This is a genomic window from Microvirga flocculans ATCC BAA-817 (assembly GCF_000518665.1).
Classification (GTDB): domain Bacteria; phylum Pseudomonadota; class Alphaproteobacteria; order Rhizobiales; family Beijerinckiaceae; genus Microvirga; species Microvirga flocculans.
Genome location: NZ_JAEA01000006.1, coordinates 1 through 16,753, shown reverse-complemented (window position 1 = coordinate 16,753; position 16,753 = coordinate 1). Strand labels below are relative to the sequence as shown.

The 16,753-nt window shown below is 62.6% G+C and carries 15 protein-coding genes, 3 tRNA genes and 1 pseudogene; 7 read left to right on the top strand and 12 right to left on the bottom strand.

Going from position 1 to position 16,753, the window contains the following annotated elements:
• Positions 1 to 12: 12 nt before the first annotated feature.
• Positions 13 to 2,814, bottom strand: coding sequence for an Ig-like domain-containing protein (locus tag L879_RS22645; protein WP_027315459.1), 2,802 nt, complete (start codon positions 2,812 to 2,814; stop codon positions 13 to 15).
• Positions 2,815 to 3,193: 379 nt separating this feature from the next.
• Here L879_RS22645 and L879_RS0106865 point away from each other — a divergent pair, with 379 nt between their 5' ends.
• Entirely contained in the window at positions 3,194 to 4,330 is a 1,137-nt protein-coding gene (locus tag L879_RS0106865) for a helix-turn-helix transcriptional regulator (RefSeq protein ID WP_027315458.1), read from the top strand.
• A 66-nt stretch (positions 4,331 to 4,396) separates the two neighbouring features.
• Here the strand turns inward: L879_RS0106865 and L879_RS0106860 are convergent, their stop codons facing one another.
• Genes L879_RS0106860 through L879_RS0106850 form a run of 3 tightly spaced genes read right to left on the bottom strand, consistent with a single transcriptional unit; the run spans position 4,397 to position 6,585 of the window.
• A complete protein-coding gene (locus L879_RS0106860) occupies positions 4,397 to 5,278 on the bottom strand; it encodes an HpcH/HpaI aldolase/citrate lyase family protein (RefSeq protein WP_027315457.1) in 882 nt (293 codons plus the stop codon).
• The gene (locus L879_RS0106855; protein WP_027315456.1) at positions 5,278 to 5,757 is read right to left on the bottom strand and encodes a MaoC family dehydratase; all 480 of its coding nucleotides are present in this window, start codon (positions 5,755 to 5,757) and stop codon (positions 5,278 to 5,280) included. The genes L879_RS0106860 and L879_RS0106855 overlap by 1 nt, the downstream gene beginning before the upstream one ends.
• Positions 5,758 to 5,811: 54 nt before the next feature.
• Complete coding sequence (locus L879_RS0106850) at positions 5,812 to 6,585, bottom strand: NAD kinase (protein WP_027315455.1); 774 nt, start codon at positions 6,583 to 6,585, stop codon at positions 5,812 to 5,814.
• 49 nt (positions 6,586 to 6,634) lie between these two features.
• Here L879_RS0106850 and cutA point away from each other — a divergent pair, with 49 nt between their 5' ends.
• Positions 6,635 to 6,964, top strand: coding sequence for a divalent-cation tolerance protein CutA (gene cutA / locus L879_RS0106845; RefSeq protein WP_027315454.1), 330 nt, complete (start codon positions 6,635 to 6,637; stop codon positions 6,962 to 6,964).
• Positions 6,965 to 7,110: 146 nt separating this feature from the next.
• Here cutA and L879_RS24655 read toward each other — a convergent pair.
• The 4 genes and pseudogenes from L879_RS24655 to L879_RS0106825 form a co-directional block, all read right to left on the bottom strand.
• Positions 7,111 to 7,734 (bottom strand): annotated as a pseudogene (locus L879_RS24655) (MBL fold metallo-hydrolase); the annotation flags it as partial.
• 333 nt (positions 7,735 to 8,067) lie between these two features.
• Positions 8,068 to 8,862, bottom strand: coding sequence for a TrmH family RNA methyltransferase (locus L879_RS0106835; protein ID WP_027315452.1), 795 nt, complete (start codon positions 8,860 to 8,862; stop codon positions 8,068 to 8,070).
• 356 nt (positions 8,863 to 9,218) lie between these two features.
• Complete coding sequence (locus tag L879_RS0106830) at positions 9,219 to 9,407, bottom strand: hypothetical protein (RefSeq protein ID WP_154664114.1); 189 nt, start codon at positions 9,405 to 9,407, stop codon at positions 9,219 to 9,221.
• Between the two features lie 115 nt (positions 9,408 to 9,522).
• Positions 9,523 to 9,597: transfer RNA gene (locus L879_RS0106825), tRNA-Thr, on the bottom strand.
• 141 nt (positions 9,598 to 9,738) lie between these two features.
• Here L879_RS0106825 and L879_RS0106820 point away from each other — a divergent pair.
• Positions 9,739 to 10,050, top strand: coding sequence for a hypothetical protein (locus L879_RS0106820; protein WP_035458940.1), 312 nt, complete (start codon positions 9,739 to 9,741; stop codon positions 10,048 to 10,050).
• A 72-nt stretch (positions 10,051 to 10,122) separates the two neighbouring features.
• Here L879_RS0106820 and L879_RS0106815 read toward each other — a convergent pair whose 3' ends face one another.
• The gene (locus tag L879_RS0106815) at positions 10,123 to 11,838 is read right to left on the bottom strand and encodes an MFS transporter (RefSeq protein WP_027315449.1); all 1,716 of its coding nucleotides are present in this window, start codon (positions 11,836 to 11,838) and stop codon (positions 10,123 to 10,125) included.
• A gap of 235 nt (positions 11,839 to 12,073) precedes the next feature.
• Positions 12,074 to 12,898: a TrmH family RNA methyltransferase gene (locus L879_RS0106810; protein ID WP_027315448.1), complete on the bottom strand. Its 825-nt coding sequence runs from the start codon at positions 12,896 to 12,898 to the stop codon at positions 12,074 to 12,076.
• A 192-nt stretch (positions 12,899 to 13,090) separates the two neighbouring features.
• Here L879_RS0106810 and L879_RS0106805 point away from each other — a divergent pair.
• Positions 13,091 to 13,175: transfer RNA gene (locus L879_RS0106805), tRNA-Tyr, on the top strand.
• Positions 13,176 to 13,192: 17 nt separating this feature from the next.
• A tRNA-Gly gene (locus L879_RS0106800) sits at positions 13,193 to 13,266 on the top strand.
• Positions 13,267 to 13,341: 75 nt separating this feature from the next.
• Here L879_RS0106800 and L879_RS20740 read toward each other — a convergent pair.
• Together L879_RS20740 and L879_RS0106790 are read right to left on the bottom strand one after the other, a co-directional pair.
• On the bottom strand, positions 13,342 to 13,605 hold the full coding sequence (locus tag L879_RS20740; RefSeq protein WP_027315447.1) for a hypothetical protein: 264 nt from the start codon (positions 13,603 to 13,605) through the stop codon (positions 13,342 to 13,344).
• A 314-nt stretch (positions 13,606 to 13,919) separates the two neighbouring features.
• On the bottom strand, positions 13,920 to 14,480 hold the full coding sequence (locus L879_RS0106790) for a TIGR00645 family protein (RefSeq protein WP_027315446.1): 561 nt from the start codon (positions 14,478 to 14,480) through the stop codon (positions 13,920 to 13,922).
• Positions 14,481 to 14,855: 375 nt separating this feature from the next.
• On the opposite strand from L879_RS0106790, the gene L879_RS0106785 reads away from it, so the two are divergent.
• Both L879_RS0106785 and tuf read left to right on the top strand, forming a co-directional pair.
• On the top strand, positions 14,856 to 15,446 hold the full coding sequence (locus L879_RS0106785) for a hypothetical protein (protein WP_027315445.1): 591 nt from the start codon (positions 14,856 to 14,858) through the stop codon (positions 15,444 to 15,446).
• A 62-nt stretch (positions 15,447 to 15,508) separates the two neighbouring features.
• Complete coding sequence (tuf, locus tag L879_RS0106780; RefSeq protein ID WP_027315444.1) at positions 15,509 to 16,699, top strand: elongation factor Tu; 1,191 nt, start codon at positions 15,509 to 15,511, stop codon at positions 16,697 to 16,699.
• The last annotated feature ends 54 nt before the right edge of the window (positions 16,700 to 16,753 follow it).

The window sequence follows — 16,753 nt, the reverse complement described above, 5'->3', positions numbered from 1 at the left end:
GGCGTGTGCCCGTTAGATGACGAAGAAGTCCTTGTAGGTCATCTTGAGGTTCTTGGAGAGGGTGGCGATCTCCACCGCCTTGCCTTTTCCGGAGCCGTCGGCGTCGTAATAGAGCACGCCCTTCTTATTGTCGTAGACGAGGTAGTCGTTCTTGTCCTTGGCCTTGGAGCCGATGGTGAAGAACTCCTTCTTCAGCTGCGCGGGCTTAGTCTCCGAGCCTGCCTTGCCGAGCTTGGTGAAGACGGCATTGTCGAGCCAGATCCCGTCATCCTTGACGCTGAAGTCCGCGATCTGGTCCTTGTTGGCGCTCTTGCTCGGCTTGGTGTCGAACACGAACACGTCCTTGCCCGACCCGCCATAGAGCGTGTCGTTGCCGAGGCCGCCCGAGAGCTTGTCGTTGCCCGCCCCGCCCTTGAACACGTCCTTGCCCTTGCCGCCCTTGAGCACATCCGCGGCGGACGAGCCCGTGACGCTCTCGCTCGAGACGTCGTCCAAATCGATCGTGAAGGTCTCTACGTAGGCTGTATTGGAGCCGTCCTTCACCTGGACGGTCACCGTGTGCGAGGTGGCCTGCTCGTAGTCGAGCTTGAAACCGTCCCGAACCACGAGCTTGCCGTCTTCGATCGCGAAGCGTCCACCGGCATCGTTCACCAGGGAGAAGGAGAGTGTTTCGTTGTCGACGTCATGGCCCGTGAGGGTGCCGACAACCGTTCCGGCCTTTGCGCTCTCCACGACCTTGTTATTCGACAGCGCGATGTCGTGCGGCCTGTCGTTGACCGGGGCGATGGAGACCGTGACTGTCTGTTCGGTCATGCCGCCCTTGCCGTCCGAGATGACGATGACAAAGCTGTCCGAGCCGTTGGCATCCGCGCTGGGCGAGTAAGTGAAGGTGCCGTTGTCGCTGTTGAACGTCACCGTTCCCTTCTTCGGATGCGCGCCATCCTTCAGCGAATAGGTCAGACCGTCGCCGTCCGGATCTTCCGCGTCGATGTCGATCGCACCGGTTGCCACATCTTCGTTGGTGGTGATGCTCTGGGTCTCAGGCGCCGTGGGCGTCAGATTGATGCCCTCGATGGCGGCGGCCATGGCGTTCGTGATGGCAACGACGCCGTTGAACCTGCCGCCAGCGTCGTCACGAGCGTCCAGAAGCGAAGCTGCCAGCTTGGCCAGAAACTCTGTATTTCCAAGGCGGTCGGCGGCGGCTTTCAGGGCCAGCGTGTAGGTGTCGGCCTTCAATTCGGCGACGCGGGCTGCAAGCGCCGCATTGCCTTCGACAGCATCCCATGCCTCGATCAGGTCCTGACGCTGCTGGTTGAGAGTGCCGACATAGGCTTGAATGGCTTGGATGATGCCGGCTTCGTCAGCAGCATTGTCGATCGCCTGGATGAACACGTACTTGTTGTACTCGACGCTGACCTGATGCTCGAGGGCGGTGGTCAGGTCGCCCGCAGATGCGAAATCGCCAAAGTATTTCTTGATCTCGAGCAGACCGTCCGCGACCGCTTTCTGACGGCCGGAGCCGTCCGGTATGGCAGCATACTGAGCTTCAGCCTCATCGCTCATGAGAGCGGCGCCATGCACGGAAATGGCGGCGAGGATCTCCGCGGACGTGGTGGCGCTGTTGAACGCGTAGCCGGCATCCACGGCATCGCCTGCGTCGTCGAGAAGATCGACGAGGCCATAGACGCCATAGATGTGACCGTCGCCGCGCAGCTCGGCGAACTTGGCGCTCAGGGCCGCCCGGAACTCGGCGTCGCCAAGGCGATCATGAAGCGCTTTCAGAACGATCGTGTACTGATCGGCCTTGAGTTCCGCGACGCGCACCGCCAGAGCTGCATTGTTTTCGATGGCGCCCCACTGAGCGATCAAACTCTGCCGCTGTTCGTTGACGACGGCAACCTGCTCCAGCAACGCGGTTGCGATGTCCTCGTTGGTTCTGGCTGCGTCGACGGTCTGGATGAACTTGTGCTTGTTGTACTCGACGCTGATCTGATAGCGCACCGCAGCGCTGAGTTCGCCCACGGACGTGAAATTGCCGAACAGGGTCTTGATCTCGTTCACGCCCAGGCCGATGGCCTGCTCACGACCTGCATTGTCGGGGAGTTCGTCCAACTTGGCGAGAGCGTCAAAATCCAGAAGGGTCTCCGCATGACCCTTGATCGCGGCGAGAGCTTCCTGCCAGGTCGTAGCTTCGTTGAAGGCGGTCAGGATCTCGGTCGTGATAGTCTGCTCAGAAGCCGCGAGTGCCGTGACGATTCTGCCGTCGCCATAGAAATAGCCGCCTGTTTCGGAGAGCCCGAGACGAGCCTGAAGCATGAGTTCTCCGAGCCTTGCCATGTAGACCTCATCACCGAGGTGGGACACGGTTTGGCTCATGATCGTGGTGAAGGCAGTGGCCTGGAGTTCGGCGGCGCGGGCTACAGCCGCAGGAACGCCGCTCGCGAGCAATTCAGAAATGAGTTCCTGCCGGTGCTGATTGACGATCTCGATCGTCTCTTGAATTGCAGCCGTCATTTCCTGTGCCGTCGTCGCGGCATCGAGAGCCGTGATAAACTTGAACTTCGCGTGCTCTACTTCGATCTGGCGCTCGACGGTCAACTTGAGCGTTTCAATCGTGCCGAAATTGCCGAACAGCGCCTTGAACTCGTTCACGCCCAGGCCGATGGCCTGCTCACGGCCGGCATTGTCGGGAAGCGCATCGAGTTTCGCGATGGCCTCGGCGCTCAGCAGAGTTTGCGCATTCGCTTTGATCGCGGCCAGCGCTTCTTGCCAAGTAGTGGCCTCGTTGAATGCAGCAAGAATGGCATCAGACATGGAATTTCCCCCATCACCCGTCCTTCGGGCGCGTCGCTATGAAACTGCAATCTGTGATCGTGCAGTTCCCATGTTTGGTCGATTTTTGGTTGCCCTGCCGCTTTCAACCACGCGGGAGAGGGCGGTTCGTGGTTTCATAACGGCACATGAGCACAGCAACGGGAGGCTCTCACTACCCATATGGGGAGTTAATAACATTTCAAATACTATCAGAATGGGTAGTATGCTTGAGGTAAAAATCTGCCCAAATGGGTAGAGCTTCCTAAAATCCTCCAGTTTTAGAGAGGCTTGAACGGCTTCGGGTGAAGGGGAGTATCTTGGACGGCAGATATCGGCAGGGACCTCTCCGGAACGCTCTGGCCGCAAGGTATGATCGCGGATGCAGGTAACCGAGGCGTTTTACGAGGCTGCCATCGTCCCCGAACTGTGGGGGGAGGCGCTGAACAAGGCTTGCGAGGCCTGGGGTGCTGAAGGCGTCATCCTATCCTCATATCCGGATTGCCTGAGCGGCTACCTTCACTCCGACAGTACGGAGGAATTCTGTGGCCGCTTCGTCGGCGAGGGGTGGCACAAGCGCGATATCCGGGCGGTCCGCGGTCTTGCCTATGTGCGCAAGGGGCGAGAGATCGTCACGGACCTCGATCTTTTTACGGCCGACGAGCTGAATCAGCTTCCGTTCTATAGGGACTTCTTGGCTTCGCTCGGATTTCGCTGGTTCGCGGGCAGCCTGCTGACGGAAGGCGGTGGGGCCCAGGTCGTCCTTTCGGTTCACCGTCGAGCCACTAGAGATCCTTTCCTGCCGGGCGATCTGGCCCACCTTAAATCTGATCTGCCCCATATCAGAAGGGCGGCGCGCCTGGCTTCACGGGTTCACCGGTCTTATGCCGAGGGACTCATCGGCAGTCTCGATCAACTGAACTGCGGCGCCGTTCTGATCGACTGGCTCGGCCGCGTCATTCGTATGAACAAGACAGCCGAGACTTATCTTGGAGACGATCTTCATGTCGTCCTGTCGCGCCTTCGGTCGCCTCACCGGGAGAACAACAAGAATTTGCAGGAGCTTCTGGCCGTCTGCACTCAGCCTCTCATCGAGCGGAAGGAGACTTCCGTAACATCGGCGCTGTTGCACCGTGCGAACGAGCTTCCCCTCGTTCTACAAGCTTATCCCATTGTACGGCGGGCGGCCGATGTTTTTCAGGAGGCTTGCGGTCTTCTTCTGATCAGCGATCCGAACGAGGACCAGCTCCTCGATGTCACGATCCTTCAAAAAATCTTTCAACTGACACCGTCGGAGCTTCGGATCGCTTCGGCGCTCGTCAGGGGCTTGGATACGCAGCAGATCGCGCATGAACAGGGGATTGGGGCCGAAACCGTCCGCTACCACCTGAAATCCATTTTCGCCAAGACAGGGACCCGCCATCAGGCGCAACTCGTCGGCCTGTTGAGCCGCTTCTTGCAGCCTCCCGACCGCATCCAGGGCTTTTTGCAGGAAAACGGCTCCAGCCAACCGCCCTGAGCATAAGGTTCCCTAGAAACGCGATACGATCGAAATCCAACATGGCGGTCATCATGGATCGATGCATCATGCTCCTGAAGACTGGCCGGTCCTTTTCAGAAGACGCTCGGCGCGGAGGAGATGGGGGCGGTCCAGCATTTCGCCGTTCACGCCGACGACGCCGGCTCCAGGGTTGTCCCTGAAGGCCGCGATGACGGCCTGCGCCCGTTCGATTGCCTGTGCCGAGGGAGTGAAGGCCTCGTTGATCACGGGTACCTGGGCTGGGTGAATAGCCATTTTCGCGACGAAGCCGTCCCGTCGTGCGGCGCGGCACTCGGCTGCGAGACCCTGCATGTCGCGGAAATTGGTGAAGACGGAATCCACCGCATCGACGCCGGCCGCCGCAGCGCCCAGCAGCGTGAGGGAGCGGGCGAGCCTGTAAGGATCCGTGTAAGAGCCCTCCTCGTCGCGATTCGTCTCGGCGCCGAGATCCGCCGAAAGATCCTCTCCGCCCCATGTGAGGCCCATCAGGCGATGGCTCGCGCCTGAGAAGGTCCCGAGCGCGAAGACGCCGGCCGCATTCTCCGTGGCGATGGCGAGGATGCGGGTGGCGCCGTCATCGAGGCCGAATTCCGCCTCGCGCACGGCGAGCTTGGCCCCCAGATGCGCCACATCCGCGCCGCCCACGGTCTTGGGCAGCACGATGCCGTCCGGGGCAGCCCGCATCACCCCGTCGAGATCCGCATCGATGAGGCCCGTGGTCAGGCCGTTGACGCGCACGAAGAGGCGAGGGCGCTCTGCCTGGGCGCGGTGCTGAGCGAGGAAGTCCGCCGTGATCCGCCGTGCCTCTTCCTTGGCGGTCAGGGCGACGGAATCCTCCAGGTCGATGAGGAGTGCGTCGGCTCCGGAGGTCAGGCCCTTCTCGAGCTTTCTGAGGCTGTCGCCAGGGACGAAGAGCAGGGAGCGCATCAGGCGTTCCTCTTGCGCATGAAGGCCTGCCGGCGGCACTCGGCGACGAGCGTTCCATCCTGCTTATAGGCCCGGTGAATGAACTCGACGATGCCCGCATCGGGGCGGGACTTGGACTCGCGCTTCGCGACGATCTCCGTCGTGGCGCTGATCGTGTCGCCCTCGAAAAGGGGGGCCGGGAACTTCACGTCCGTCATGCCGAGATTAGCGATGGTGGTCCCGACCGTGGTGTCGTTGACGGAGATGCCGATGAGCAACCCTAAGGTGAACAGGGAGTTCATGAGCGGCTTGCCCCATTCCGTCTCGGTGGCGCAGAAATGCGCGTCGATGTGAAGAGGCTGCGGGTTCAGCGTCATGTTGGAGAACAGCATGTTGTCCATCTGCGTCACCGTCCGGGTCAGGCGGTGCCTGATGGTGGTGTCGACGATGAAATCCTCAAAATAGAGGCCGCCTCTGGGGTGCCGGTTCTCTTCGTTCATGACGTTACCTCACGATGCTCTTGGGCATGGCGAAAGCCTCGCCGCCTCTCGCTCTCAATAACCGAACTGCTCCCGAAGGATGCGCTCGTCCAGACTGTGGCCCGGATCGTGCAGCATCACGAGATCGACGCTGCGGTCCATGGAGACATCCACGCGGGAGACGTTTCGAAACTCCGTATGATCGGCCACCGCGCTCACCGGGCGGTTCTCTGCCTCCAGAATCTCGATCTGGATCTTGGCGTAATCGGGCAGCAGCGCCCCGCGCCAGCGGCGGGGGCGGAAGGCGGAGATCGGGGTGAGAGTCAGCAGCGTCGCATTCAGCGGCAGAATGGGGCCGCCGACGGAGAGATTGTAGGCCGTCGAACCGGCGGGGGTTCCCACCAGGATGCCGTCGGCGATGAGCTCGGGAATGCGGACCTGGTTGTCGACGCTCACCCGCAGCTTGGCGGCCTGATAGGTTTGCCGGAACATGGCGACCTCGTTGATCGCCCGCGCCGTGTGGGCCACCCCGTGCACGTCCCAGGCCACCATGAGGAGGGGGTGGACGACGCTGCGCTCGGCCGCTTCGAGCCGCTCGAACAGGTCGTCCTCCCGGAAGTCGTTCATCAGGAAGCCGACGGTGCCCTTGTTCATGCCGTAGATGGGCTTGGCCGTTCCCATGAAAGTGTGGAGCGTCTGCAGCATGAGCCCGTCGCCCCCGAGCGCGACGATCACGTCGGCCTCGTCGGGCGGGACATGGGCATAGCGGTTCTGCAAGGCCTCGAGTGCGCTCTGGGCGTCAGGCGCGGTGCTGGCCACGAATGCGATATTGTTGAAACGGCGGGCCATGCCCAGTTACCCTCATTGCCTCCGGCAGGATGCGGATGGAAGGCATAGCATGGATCGCCCACTTCTCGTCTATACGACCTTTCCCGATGTGGACATCGCCCTCTCGATCGGGGAGGGGCTCGTCCGCGACGGGCTGATCGCCTGCATCAACGTTCTGCCGGGAATGCGGTCGGTCTATGCCTGGAAGGGCGCCGTCGAGCACGGGCAGGAAGCGGTCGCGATCCTGAAGACCCGGAAGGACCTTCAGGATCGGGTGCATCGGACGCTCAAGGAGCGTCATCCCTATGAGACGCCGATCGTGCTCTTCATCGAGCCGACCGGCGCGGACCCCGCCACCCTGGAGTGGCTGATCGCAGAAACCACGAAGAGCGAGCCTTAGCGCATCCCTGACAGGAGCGCCGGATCGGCGTTTCAGACCGCCGGGCTCCACTGCATCGGTACGAAGCGGAAGCCGTTGCCGTCCTTCGCGATATGGCCCGTCGCCGGGAACGGAGCGTGATAGAACGCGACCTGCGCCCGCTCGGAAGCTGCCATGTCGAGCAGGCGGCGGCGGGTGGCGCGGGCCTGGTCCGCATCCATGTCGAAGACGGCGGCCCAATCGGGATTGCGGACGAACAGGGCGGGGTGGTTCGTCGTGTCGGACATGATCATGAGCTTGCCCGAGCCGGATGACAGCATGTAGGCCGTGTGCCCTGGCGTATGGCCCGGCGCTGCGATACTCGTGAGACCCGGCACGATCTCCTTGTCCGCGTCATACCGCTTCACGGCGCCGGCGATGGGGCCGAAGACGCGGCGGACGCCCTGGAAGGCGCCCTTCATGCCCTCGGGCGCCTGATTCATGCGAGCATCGTCCATCCAGAAGGCCCATTCCGCGGCCGGCACCATGACCTCGGCATTCGGGAAGACCGCCGTGCCGTCCTTCAGGCGCAGGCCGTTGATGTGGTCGCCGTGGAAGTGACTGATGACAACGGTGCTCACCTGAGCGGGATCGAAGCCCGCCGCGCGGAAGTTCGCCATCCAGCGGCCCGTGGTCGGGGCGCCCATGTCGCCGTTGCCCGTATCGATGAGGGTCAGGCGTCCGCCCTGGTTGAGCACGAGGGTGTTGAACGTGATCGGCAAAGCGTTCGCGGGCAGGAACGCTTCCTGCATGGCCTGCTGGACCTGGGAGAGTTCCGCGTTGCGGACGAAGCCTTCGAGAGGGCGCTGGGCAAAGCCGTCATTGACGGCCGTCACCTCGATGTCTCCTACCTTGTAGCGATAGAAGCCGGGAGCCTGGCGTGAGGCCGAGCCCTGGGCAGGGGCAGGGCTGGACGGAGCGGTTTGGGCCAAGACAGGACCTCCAAGGGGGGCGGCGGCAAGCGCGGTTCCGGCAATGATCGTGCGGCGCGTGATGGTCATGGACGTCTCCAGGTGTGAGAGCACGAACCCTAGAACAGCCGAGGTTGAACACAAGGGATCCCCTTTTCACAAGTCGGAGAGGACCTATCCGTGCGTGAGGTGATGGAGCGCGATTCCGCTGGTGGTCGCCACGTTCAGGGAATCGAACCCGCCGCTCATGGGGATGGAGACGCTTCTGGTTTTCTCGAGAAGGCCGTGAGGAAGCCCGGGGCCTTCCGCGCCCAGAAGCAGGGCCGTCCGCCGGGACGGGCGGATCTGCGAGAGCACTTCCTTGCCGGAAGGCGACAGGGCGATCACCTCGAAGGAAGCCGCCTCAAGAGCCCTCAGCAGGGCCTCTGCCGACGGCGCGCGCGTGAAGGGCACGACCAGGGCCCCGCCGACGGAGACCCGGATGGCCTTGCGGTAAAGGGGATCGCAGGTTTCCCGGTCGAGCAGCACCGCATCGGCTCCGAAGGCGGCCGCATTGCGGAAAATCCCGCCTACGTTGTCGTGGTTGGTCAACCCGATCAGCCCGACCACAAGGGCCTTCTCAGGCAGTTGCGCGAGTATCTCTTCGACCGGCGGCAGGGAAGGGCGTCGGGCGATGGCCAGGATTCCCCGGTGGATCGGGAAGCCGACGATCGCGTCCATGACCTGCCGGTTCGCCGTATAGACCGGCACATCAGGAGGGAGCAGGGCGAGGGCGTCGCTCAAGCTTTCCGCGCGCCCTTCCGCGAGGAGAAGAGACTCGATGGTGAAGCGGGATTGCCTGAGCAGAACCCGCAGGACCACTTCGCCTTCCGCCACGAAGCGGTGCTGACGCCCCACGAGATCGCGCTCCCGAACGGCGCGGTAGGGTTCGATGCGAGGGTCGGCAGGGTCTGAGATTGCAAACGGCATGGATCGTGTCTGGCCTCCATGGCTTCTCTAAAGACCTTTCCTCCTGCAAGGAAACCTCTCTTTTTTCTTCTGTCGCATTCTTTGGATGAGGGGCCGGATCCATCCCGCCGAAAACGCTTCCGTGCGAGAGGGCGGCCCTGCCTCGGCAAGGCCGAAGGCGGAACAACCCATCGCCCCGCCGGTCGGTCCAGCGAAAGGGAAAATCCAGGGCCGAGCCGCCGAGGCTGCGGATGGAGAAAGACGATAGGGATATCTCGGAGGGCTGGGGCTGGGCGCTGCTCATCATCGGCGGCCCTGCCGTGATACCGGGCAAATCGTGTTGCAAGCTTCGCCGAAGTCGTGCCGGCGCGAAAACGTCAGAGTGATCCGTCGTCACGCTGCAGATGCTCTCTTGCTGCCGCCGAGAGCCCGGGATCGACCCCTGCCATTTCGCGGGAGAGACGCGACGCCATGATCCCGGCAACGATCGCCGAGGCGATAGCGGCTGCACCCATCACATCCAGCAGGAATACGGCCATCTGCGCCTCCAGCACGATCAACGGCACGGCTGGAGTCAGGCTATCCGGATCCGGCTGAAGTTTAGCCTGGGCAGGCGGGCTACCCCGGCCGATGACTATAAGGTCTTCCCGTTCCCGAGGCGCTGGTTCTCGAAGGGAGGTATGGTGCCGGTGGAGAGGATCGAACTCCCGACCTTCGGTTTACAAAACCGCTGCACTACCGCTGTGCTACACCGGCCTAATCCACATGGGCTGAGGTAGCAGCCTGCAGCGCGGGACGCAAGTTCCATGCAAAGCGAAATATTAAGTGTCCCGGCGCACCGAAACCAACCCCCGTTTCTGGAATTATCAGGCAAATAGAAAGCGTGGAGTTGAAGCGATGAAGATTTCGGGGGCTTTCACCCGGGCGAAGATTTCATGGTGCGGCGCCGGCTTCAAGGTTCTCGCCGTTCTCGCGGCAATAGCGGGATTTGGGCTCGAGGCAGGGCCTGCCGAAGCGTCGCATGCATCCTATAGTGCTGCCGCCAGACCGGCCAAGGACAGGGCAATGTCCTCTGCGGCCAAGGATGTGGAGACGACGTCTTCGATCAGGGCGGACGCGGAGAGCAAAGCGAACTGCGAGATTTCCCGTAAAAAGCTCTTCGTCGAGGGCGAGGGCTGGATCGTCCGGCGTGTGGCGACCTGCTACTGAGGGATTTCGTCATTCCCTAATGAAAAGCCCCGCCGTGAGGCGGGGCTTCCCTATTTCCGAAAGGCGTGACGCTTAACGCTTCGCGCTGCCTTCGAAGGTCATGATGTCGCGATCTTTGGTCTCCGGCACGAAGAGGAGGCCGACCACGAAGGTCACCAGAGCGATCACGATCGGATACCAGAGGCCATAGTAGATGTCGCCGGTCGCAGCCACCATCGCGAACGCTGTCGGAGGCAGCAGGCCGCCGAACCAGCCGTTGGCGATGTGGTAGGGCAGGGACATCGCGGTGTAGCGGATGCGGGTGGGGAAGAACTCCACCAGAGCCGCCGCGATCGGGCCGTAGACCATCGTGACGTAGATCACGAAGAGGGTCAGGATGCCGATGGCCTTCAGGGCCTGGGCACTGCCGAGGGCCGCGAAGAAGCCGCCGACCTTCAGGATGCTCGGATCGCCCGGCTTCGGATAGCCGACTTCTGTCGCCGCAGCCGTGAAGGCCGTGATGTTGGCCGGAATGGCATCGGCGACCGGGACTTCCTTGCCGTTGAAGGTCACCTTGACAGGCGAGCCTGCCGCAGCCGGAACGAGCTCGTACTTCACCGCCGAGCGGGCGAGCGCCACGCGGGCCACGTCGCATTTCGCGGTGAAGGTGCGGATGCCGACCGGGTCGAACACCGAGCCGCAGGAGGCGGGATCGGCCACGACCTGAACCTTCGCCGTTTCCAGGGCCTGGGTCAGGTTCGGGCTGACGACGTTCGTGAGGGCGCCGAAGAGCGGGAAGTAGGTGATCGCCGCGATCAGGCAGCCGCCGAGGATGACCGGCTTGCGGCCGATCTTGTCGGAGAGAGCGCCGAACACGATGAAGCCGCCGGTGCCGATGATCAGCGACCAGGCGATCAGCACGTTCGAGGTGAGCAGGTCGACCTTCAGGATGCTCTGGAGGAAGAACAGGGCGTAGAACTGGCCCGTGTACCACACGACCGCCTGACCGATGGCGAGACCGATCAGGGCGATGAGCACCATCTTCACGTTGCCCCACTGGCCGAACGCCTCCTTGAGCGGAGCCTTCGACTGGGTCCCCTCTTCCTTCATCTTCTTGAAGGCGGGCGATTCCTGCATCTGGAGACGAATCCAGACCGAGATGCCGAGCAGCAGAACGGAGAGCAGGAACGGAATGCGCCAGCCGGCGATCGCATAGCCTTCGCCGGTCTGGAAGCCCGCTTCGCCCATCCAGGTGCGCAGAATGAGGATGACCGCGAGGGACAGCAGGAGGCCCACGGTCGCCGTGGTCTGAATGAAGCTGGTGTAGAAGCCGCGGCGCCCGACGGGGGCGTGCTCGGCCACGTAGACGGCCGCGCCGCCGTATTCGCCGCCCAGCGCGAGGCCCTGGAGCATGCGCAGCGCGATCAGCACCACCGGAGCGACCCAGCCGATCTGGTTGTAGCTGGGCAGAAGGCCGACGAAGAACGTCGAGAAGCCCATGATGAGGATGGTGATCAGGAAGGTGTACTTCCGGCCGACGAGGTCGCCGAGGCGGCCGAAGACGAGGGCGCCGAACGGACGGACGAGGAAGCCCGCCGCGAAGGCCAGAAGAGCGAAGACGTTACGGGTCGTCACGTCGAAGGCGGAGAAGAACTGCGCGCCGATGATCGTGGCGAGGGAGCCGTAGAGATAGAAATCGTACCATTCGAAGACGGTACCGAGGGAGGAGGCCAGGATGACCTTCTTTTCCTCCCGCGACATCGGCCGCGCTGCGGCGGCCGAATGCGGCGTGGTAGCTGCTGTAGCCATAGGGTTCCCTTCCATAGATGTGCCCGGTGATCCGGGTTCTGGGCCGCGAGCCCGCAGGGCGGGCGCTTGGACCGAGGCGTCATGGCTGCCGAGACAGCCAAGAATCCATCGAAGAGGAAGCTAACTCCGGGCTTTCTTTTCACAATTCACAATTGGTATTTGCGACTTCCGTCTAAGGAGCTGTGCAATCGATGCGATTGCCAAACGACGGCAAAGACTTACCGCGCCGCATCGATTACTTGCCCGAGCTTCTGGCGGCTCCCTTGACCACGGCGTAGAGGGATATCGCTGCGGCATTGGAAACGTTGAGGCTCTTGATGGCGCCGGGCATGTCGAGACGCCCGATCACGTCGCAGCATTCGCGCGTTCTCTGGCGCAGTCCCTTGCCTTCCGAGCCCAGGACGAGAACGACGGGCAGGGTGATCTTCACCTCGTCCAGATCGGCCTCGCCCGAGGAATCGAGGCCGATTCGCTGGAAACCGCGCTCGCCGAGCGCCGTGAGCGTGTCGCCGAGGTTCCGCACGATCATGAAGGGCACATGCTCCAGCCCGCCCGAGGCCGACTTGGCCAGCACGCCGGTGGCGGCCGGGCTGTGCCGGGCCGTGGTGATGATGGCCTCCACATCGAAGGCGGCCGCCGTGCGGACGATGGCTCCCACGTTGTGGGGATCGGTGATCTGGTCCAGGGCCAGCACAACCCGCTTCCCGCTCAAGGTCTCGACCGATGGGGAGCGCAGGGGATCGGCCTCGGCATAGAGGCCCTGGTGCACCGCGTCCGGCTCGAGGAGACGGTTAATCTCGTCCGGGCGGACGATCTCGGGTTCGATAGGCAGGGAAGCGCCCAGCTCCTCGCTCAGGCGCCGGGCGGAGTTCTCCGTCGCGAGGAGGCGGCGAATCGTGCGCTTGCCGTTGCGCAAGGCCTCGACGACCGGGTGCCAGCCGTACAGGATCGTCGTGTCGATCTCGAAATTGGGCCGGCGGCTCTGGTGGTCGCGGCGGCCCTGTTTCCCGTGAGGGCGCTGGAAACGGGGCTTGCGGGAAGAAAAAGGGCGCTCGCTCATGGGCTTCGGATCTCGTGTGTTGTCGAAATGGGGCCATAGCACAGGGCGGGTGCGAGCACGACCATCCGATTTCGTTCAGCTTTGAGGTTGACACCGGCCATCCGCCTCACCATAAGAGCGCCACGGAGCGCCGACCGACGCGAAGCGCTCCGCGGAACAGCCTCGGCGTTATGCGTTCGGGTTGGGTTCTAAGGGGGAATGTCCCGAGCGGCAAAGGGGGCGGACTGTAAATCCGCTGGCTATGCCTTCGTAGGTTCGAGTCCTACTTCCCCCACCACCCAATCAGAGAAGCATGCGGGTGTAGCTCAATGGTAGAGCAGCAGCCTTCCAAGCTGAATACGAGGGTTCGATTCCCTTCACCCGCTCCATCCCCTACCTTCCCCTCTCCACTCGGAAAGCAGCTCTTCAAGAGCCCCCGTTAGGCAGGCCTGCCTTTTCTGCGGTCACTCGCGGCGCTCGATGACGGTGTATTCCGCGTCGATCACGCCGTCGTCCGCCTTCGATTGGGCTTGGCGCAGCTTGCGGCGGATGTAGAAGTGCAGCGCGATGCCGCCGATGAAGAGCAGGGGCAGGACCACAACCAATCCGATGAAGGCGGCGACCAGAAGGACCAGGGCGGCCGCAAGCGCCGCGACGAGCCTGAGGAGTGTGTTCCAGGGCTGGTTCCGGCCGGTCCTGGCGGCATGGACGATATAGGTCATCCGCATGGGTTTCTCCGTCGCGCGGTGGCGGAAAGGAAGGCTTGGCAAGTCGGCCTGCGCATCGTCGTTCTCCAACCCTCGGAAGGCAGGAAAGCGGCAAGGGCAGGGTGAGCAGGCGGTAGGACTGGCGCCCCTCCCGCCTGCCGGGGATATTTCAAGAAGATCGGTCTTCAGGCCCCGTGCTACAAGGGTTTAGGCAGCTCTTGAAAAGGCGCCCTGCATGGAGCCGGTTGCATGGTCGTGGCGGCGAGCCGCTGCACGAGCCCCTTCTGGCCGCCATTTCGGATGGAAAACCGGTTCCCACTTTTCCTGAAATGGCTTCAGTCATGGTCGGCCTGCGACATCCGGTCGACATAGGCGATGCCGATCGCCGACAGGATGAAGACCGAATGGATTACGGTCTGAAGGATGATGCCCGTTTCCGTGTAGTTGCTCTTCGCCGTTCCCACGTAGCCGGCCTCGATGAAGGTCCGCAGGAGGTGGATCGACGAGATTCCGATGATTGCCATGGCCAGCTTGACCTTGAGGACGCCGGCATTGACGTGGCTCAGCCATTCCGGCTGATCCGGGTGCCCTTGAAGATTGAGGCGGGACACGAAGGTCTCGTAGCCGCCGACGATCACCATCACCAGGAGGTTGGAGATCATCACTACGTCAATGAGGCCGAGCACGACGAGCATGATCTGCAATTCGCTGAAATCCGCGGCATGCAGGACGAGGTGAACCAGTTCCTTCAGGAACAGGAAGACATAGACGCATTGGGCGACGATCAGCCCGATATAGAGCGGCAGCTGAAGCCAGCGTGAACTGAAGATGAGGGCCGGCAAGGGCCGGAGATCGACCGGCCGGGCGGCCGGTTGCTTTTCGCGGATCTGGTCCATGATGTGTCGGGATGTCTCGGGTGGGATGGTTCAAGAGGTAAGCGTGGCAGCAGGGTGCCGCCGCGGATATGGGGTAAGGAGATGACCGGCACAAGAATATACCGACCGCATCGGTGCAGAAGCGGGCCGGGTCCGTCCACCGCAACCGTCTTGGGGCGGACGTGCTTGCCATGAGGCCGAATCAAAGGTTTTTCATTCCCATGCGTAATGCATGAAGGCTCCAGCGCGTTCGAAGGTCGGCCCTTTGGCTCGCTCCGCCACCGCAAGCACGGGTCTGATGCTTGTTTCCGACATCAGTCATCGGTTGTGCTACTTAACAACATAACATAATCACACTCTCAAATGGGCTCTGGCCCATGAGTTGAGGTGATGTCCATGTTTTCCCGTTTGATAGCGGTGGCGGCCCTCGGGTTGCTGCTCTGCGGTTGCGTGACCGCATCGAATACTTTGGCCCCCGATCAGGTCTCTACCCTGAAACTTCAATCGGTTTCCGTGTTCTTCCAGCCCAATGCCCGGATCTGGTGGGGCGACGGGGAGCGCGCCTTCGCGGCTCTGAAGGGCCGTTCCGCATTAGAGGCGGAAGAGGTCGCCAAGACGGAGGAGGGGCAGCTCTATCTGCGCGGCACGATTGCGGCCAAGCTGAGCCAGGCCTTTGAGAATAGCCTGAAGGACGAATTGCAGGGAGCTCGCCCTGTCCGGCTCGAGATCAGGGTGAAGGATATCGAGATAGCCTCAGCGGCGCAGCGCATCCTGATCGGAGGGCACCATCGCCTGACGGCAGATGTCGACCTGGTCGATGCCCGGTCCGGGGCTGTCGTCCTGGCTTTTTCGGAGCAGAATGCCATAGCTCAGGCCGGTCAGGGGATCGGCGGCGTGCTCCTTGACAGTGCTTTCCTGGGTGAGCCCATCGACCGGGTCATCCAAAACTATGCGACGCAATATCGAAATTGGCTCTTGCGCAAATAGCGCAACCGCAATATCGGGACGCCTCGGGTTTTTTGTTCCTGGCCTCTGTAAGGTAGAAATCAATGGCGAAGGAAAAGTTTGAGCGGACGAAGCCGCACTGCAACATCGGAACGATTGGTCACGTTGACCATGGCAAGACGTCGTTGACGGCGGCGATCACGAAGGTCCTGGCGGAGTCTGGCGGAGCGACGTTTACGGCGTACGACCAGATCGACAAGGCGCCGGAGGAGAAGGCGCGCGGCATCACGATCTCGACGGCGCATGTCGAGTACGAGACGACGAACCGTCACTATGCCCACGTGGACTGCCCCGGCCACGCCGACTACGTGAAGAACATGATCACGGGTGCAGCGCAGATGGACGGCGCGATCCTGGTGGTGTCGTCGGCGGACGGTCCGATGCCGCAGACCCGCGAGCACATCCTGCTGGCCCGCCAGGTCGGCGTTCCGGCGCTGGTGGTGTTCATGAACAAGGTCGACATGGTCGACGATCCGGAGCTTCTGGATCTGGTCGAGCTGGAGGTGCGCGAGCTTCTGTCGAAGTACGACTTCCCCGGCGACGACATTCCGATCGTGAAGGGCTCGGCCCTGTGCGCGCTGGAAGACCGTTCGCCTGAGATCGGCCGCGACCGCGTGCTCGAGCTGATGGCCGAGGTCGACCGCTACATCCCGCAGCCGGAGCGTCCGATCGACCAGCCGTTCCTGATGCCGATCGAGGACGTGTTCTCGATTTCGGGCCGCGGCACGGTGGTGACGGGCCGCGTCGAGCGCGGCATCATCAAGGTGGGCGAGGAAGTGGAGATCGTGGGTCTTCGCGACACGCAGAAGACGACGGTGACGGGCGTCGAGATGTTCCGCAAGCTGCTCGACCAGGGCCAGGCGGGCGACAACGTGGGCGTTCTGCTGCGCGGCACGAAGCGCGAGGACGTGGAGCGCGGCCAGGTGCTGTGCAAGCCCGGCTCGATCAAGCCGCACACGAAGTTCAAGGCCGAGGCGTACATCCTGACGAAGGAAGAGGGCGGTCGTCATACGCCGTTCTTCGGCAACTACCGTCCGCAGTTCTACTTCCGCACGACGGACGTGACGGGCGTGGTGAAGCTGCCTGAGGGCACCGAGATGGTGATGCCGGGCGACAACATCACGATGGAAGTGGAGCTGATTGCGCCGATCGCGATGGAAGAGAAGCTGCGCTTTGCCATCCGCGAGGGCGGCCGCACGGTCGGCGCCGGCGTCGTCGCCGCCGTGATGGACTAAGCACACAGAGGATCAAAGGACAGCGGCCGGACAACGGTCCAGCCGCTGCCGTTG

What these genes read in the sequence shown, in the direction of transcription:
- cutA (WP_027315454.1), top strand. Translation starts at nt 6,635, where the DNA reads ATGGATCGCCCACTTCTCGTCTATACGACCTTTCCCGATGTGGACATC.
- L879_RS0106855 (WP_027315456.1), bottom strand. Translation starts at nt 5,757, where the DNA reads ATGAACGAAGAGAACCGGCACCCCAGAGGCGGCCTCTATTTTGAGGAT.
- L879_RS0106790 (WP_027315446.1), bottom strand. Translation starts at nt 14,480, where the DNA reads ATGGACCAGATCCGCGAAAAGCAACCGGCCGCCCGGCCGGTCGATCTC.
- L879_RS0106815 (WP_027315449.1), bottom strand. Translation starts at nt 11,838, where the DNA reads ATGGCTACAGCAGCTACCACGCCGCATTCGGCCGCCGCAGCGCGGCCG.
- L879_RS0106860 (WP_027315457.1), bottom strand. Translation starts at nt 5,278, where the DNA reads ATGCGCTCCCTGCTCTTCGTCCCTGGCGACAGCCTCAGAAAGCTCGAG.
- L879_RS0106785 (WP_027315445.1), top strand. Translation starts at nt 14,856, where the DNA reads ATGTTTTCCCGTTTGATAGCGGTGGCGGCCCTCGGGTTGCTGCTCTGC.
- tuf (WP_027315444.1), top strand. Translation starts at nt 15,509, where the DNA reads ATGGCGAAGGAAAAGTTTGAGCGGACGAAGCCGCACTGCAACATCGGA.
- L879_RS22645 (WP_027315459.1), bottom strand. Translation starts at nt 2,814, where the DNA reads ATGTCTGATGCCATTCTTGCTGCATTCAACGAGGCCACTACTTGGCAA.
- L879_RS0106850 (WP_027315455.1), bottom strand. Translation starts at nt 6,585, where the DNA reads ATGGCCCGCCGTTTCAACAATATCGCATTCGTGGCCAGCACCGCGCCT.
- L879_RS0106865 (WP_027315458.1), top strand. Translation starts at nt 3,194, where the DNA reads ATGCAGGTAACCGAGGCGTTTTACGAGGCTGCCATCGTCCCCGAACTG.
- L879_RS0106835 (WP_027315452.1), bottom strand. Translation starts at nt 8,862, where the DNA reads ATGCCGTTTGCAATCTCAGACCCTGCCGACCCTCGCATCGAACCCTAC.
- L879_RS20740 (WP_027315447.1), bottom strand. Translation starts at nt 13,605, where the DNA reads ATGCGGATGACCTATATCGTCCATGCCGCCAGGACCGGCCGGAACCAG.
- L879_RS0106810 (WP_027315448.1), bottom strand. Translation starts at nt 12,898, where the DNA reads ATGAGCGAGCGCCCTTTTTCTTCCCGCAAGCCCCGTTTCCAGCGCCCT.
- L879_RS0106820 (WP_035458940.1), top strand. Translation starts at nt 9,739, where the DNA reads ATGAAGATTTCGGGGGCTTTCACCCGGGCGAAGATTTCATGGTGCGGC.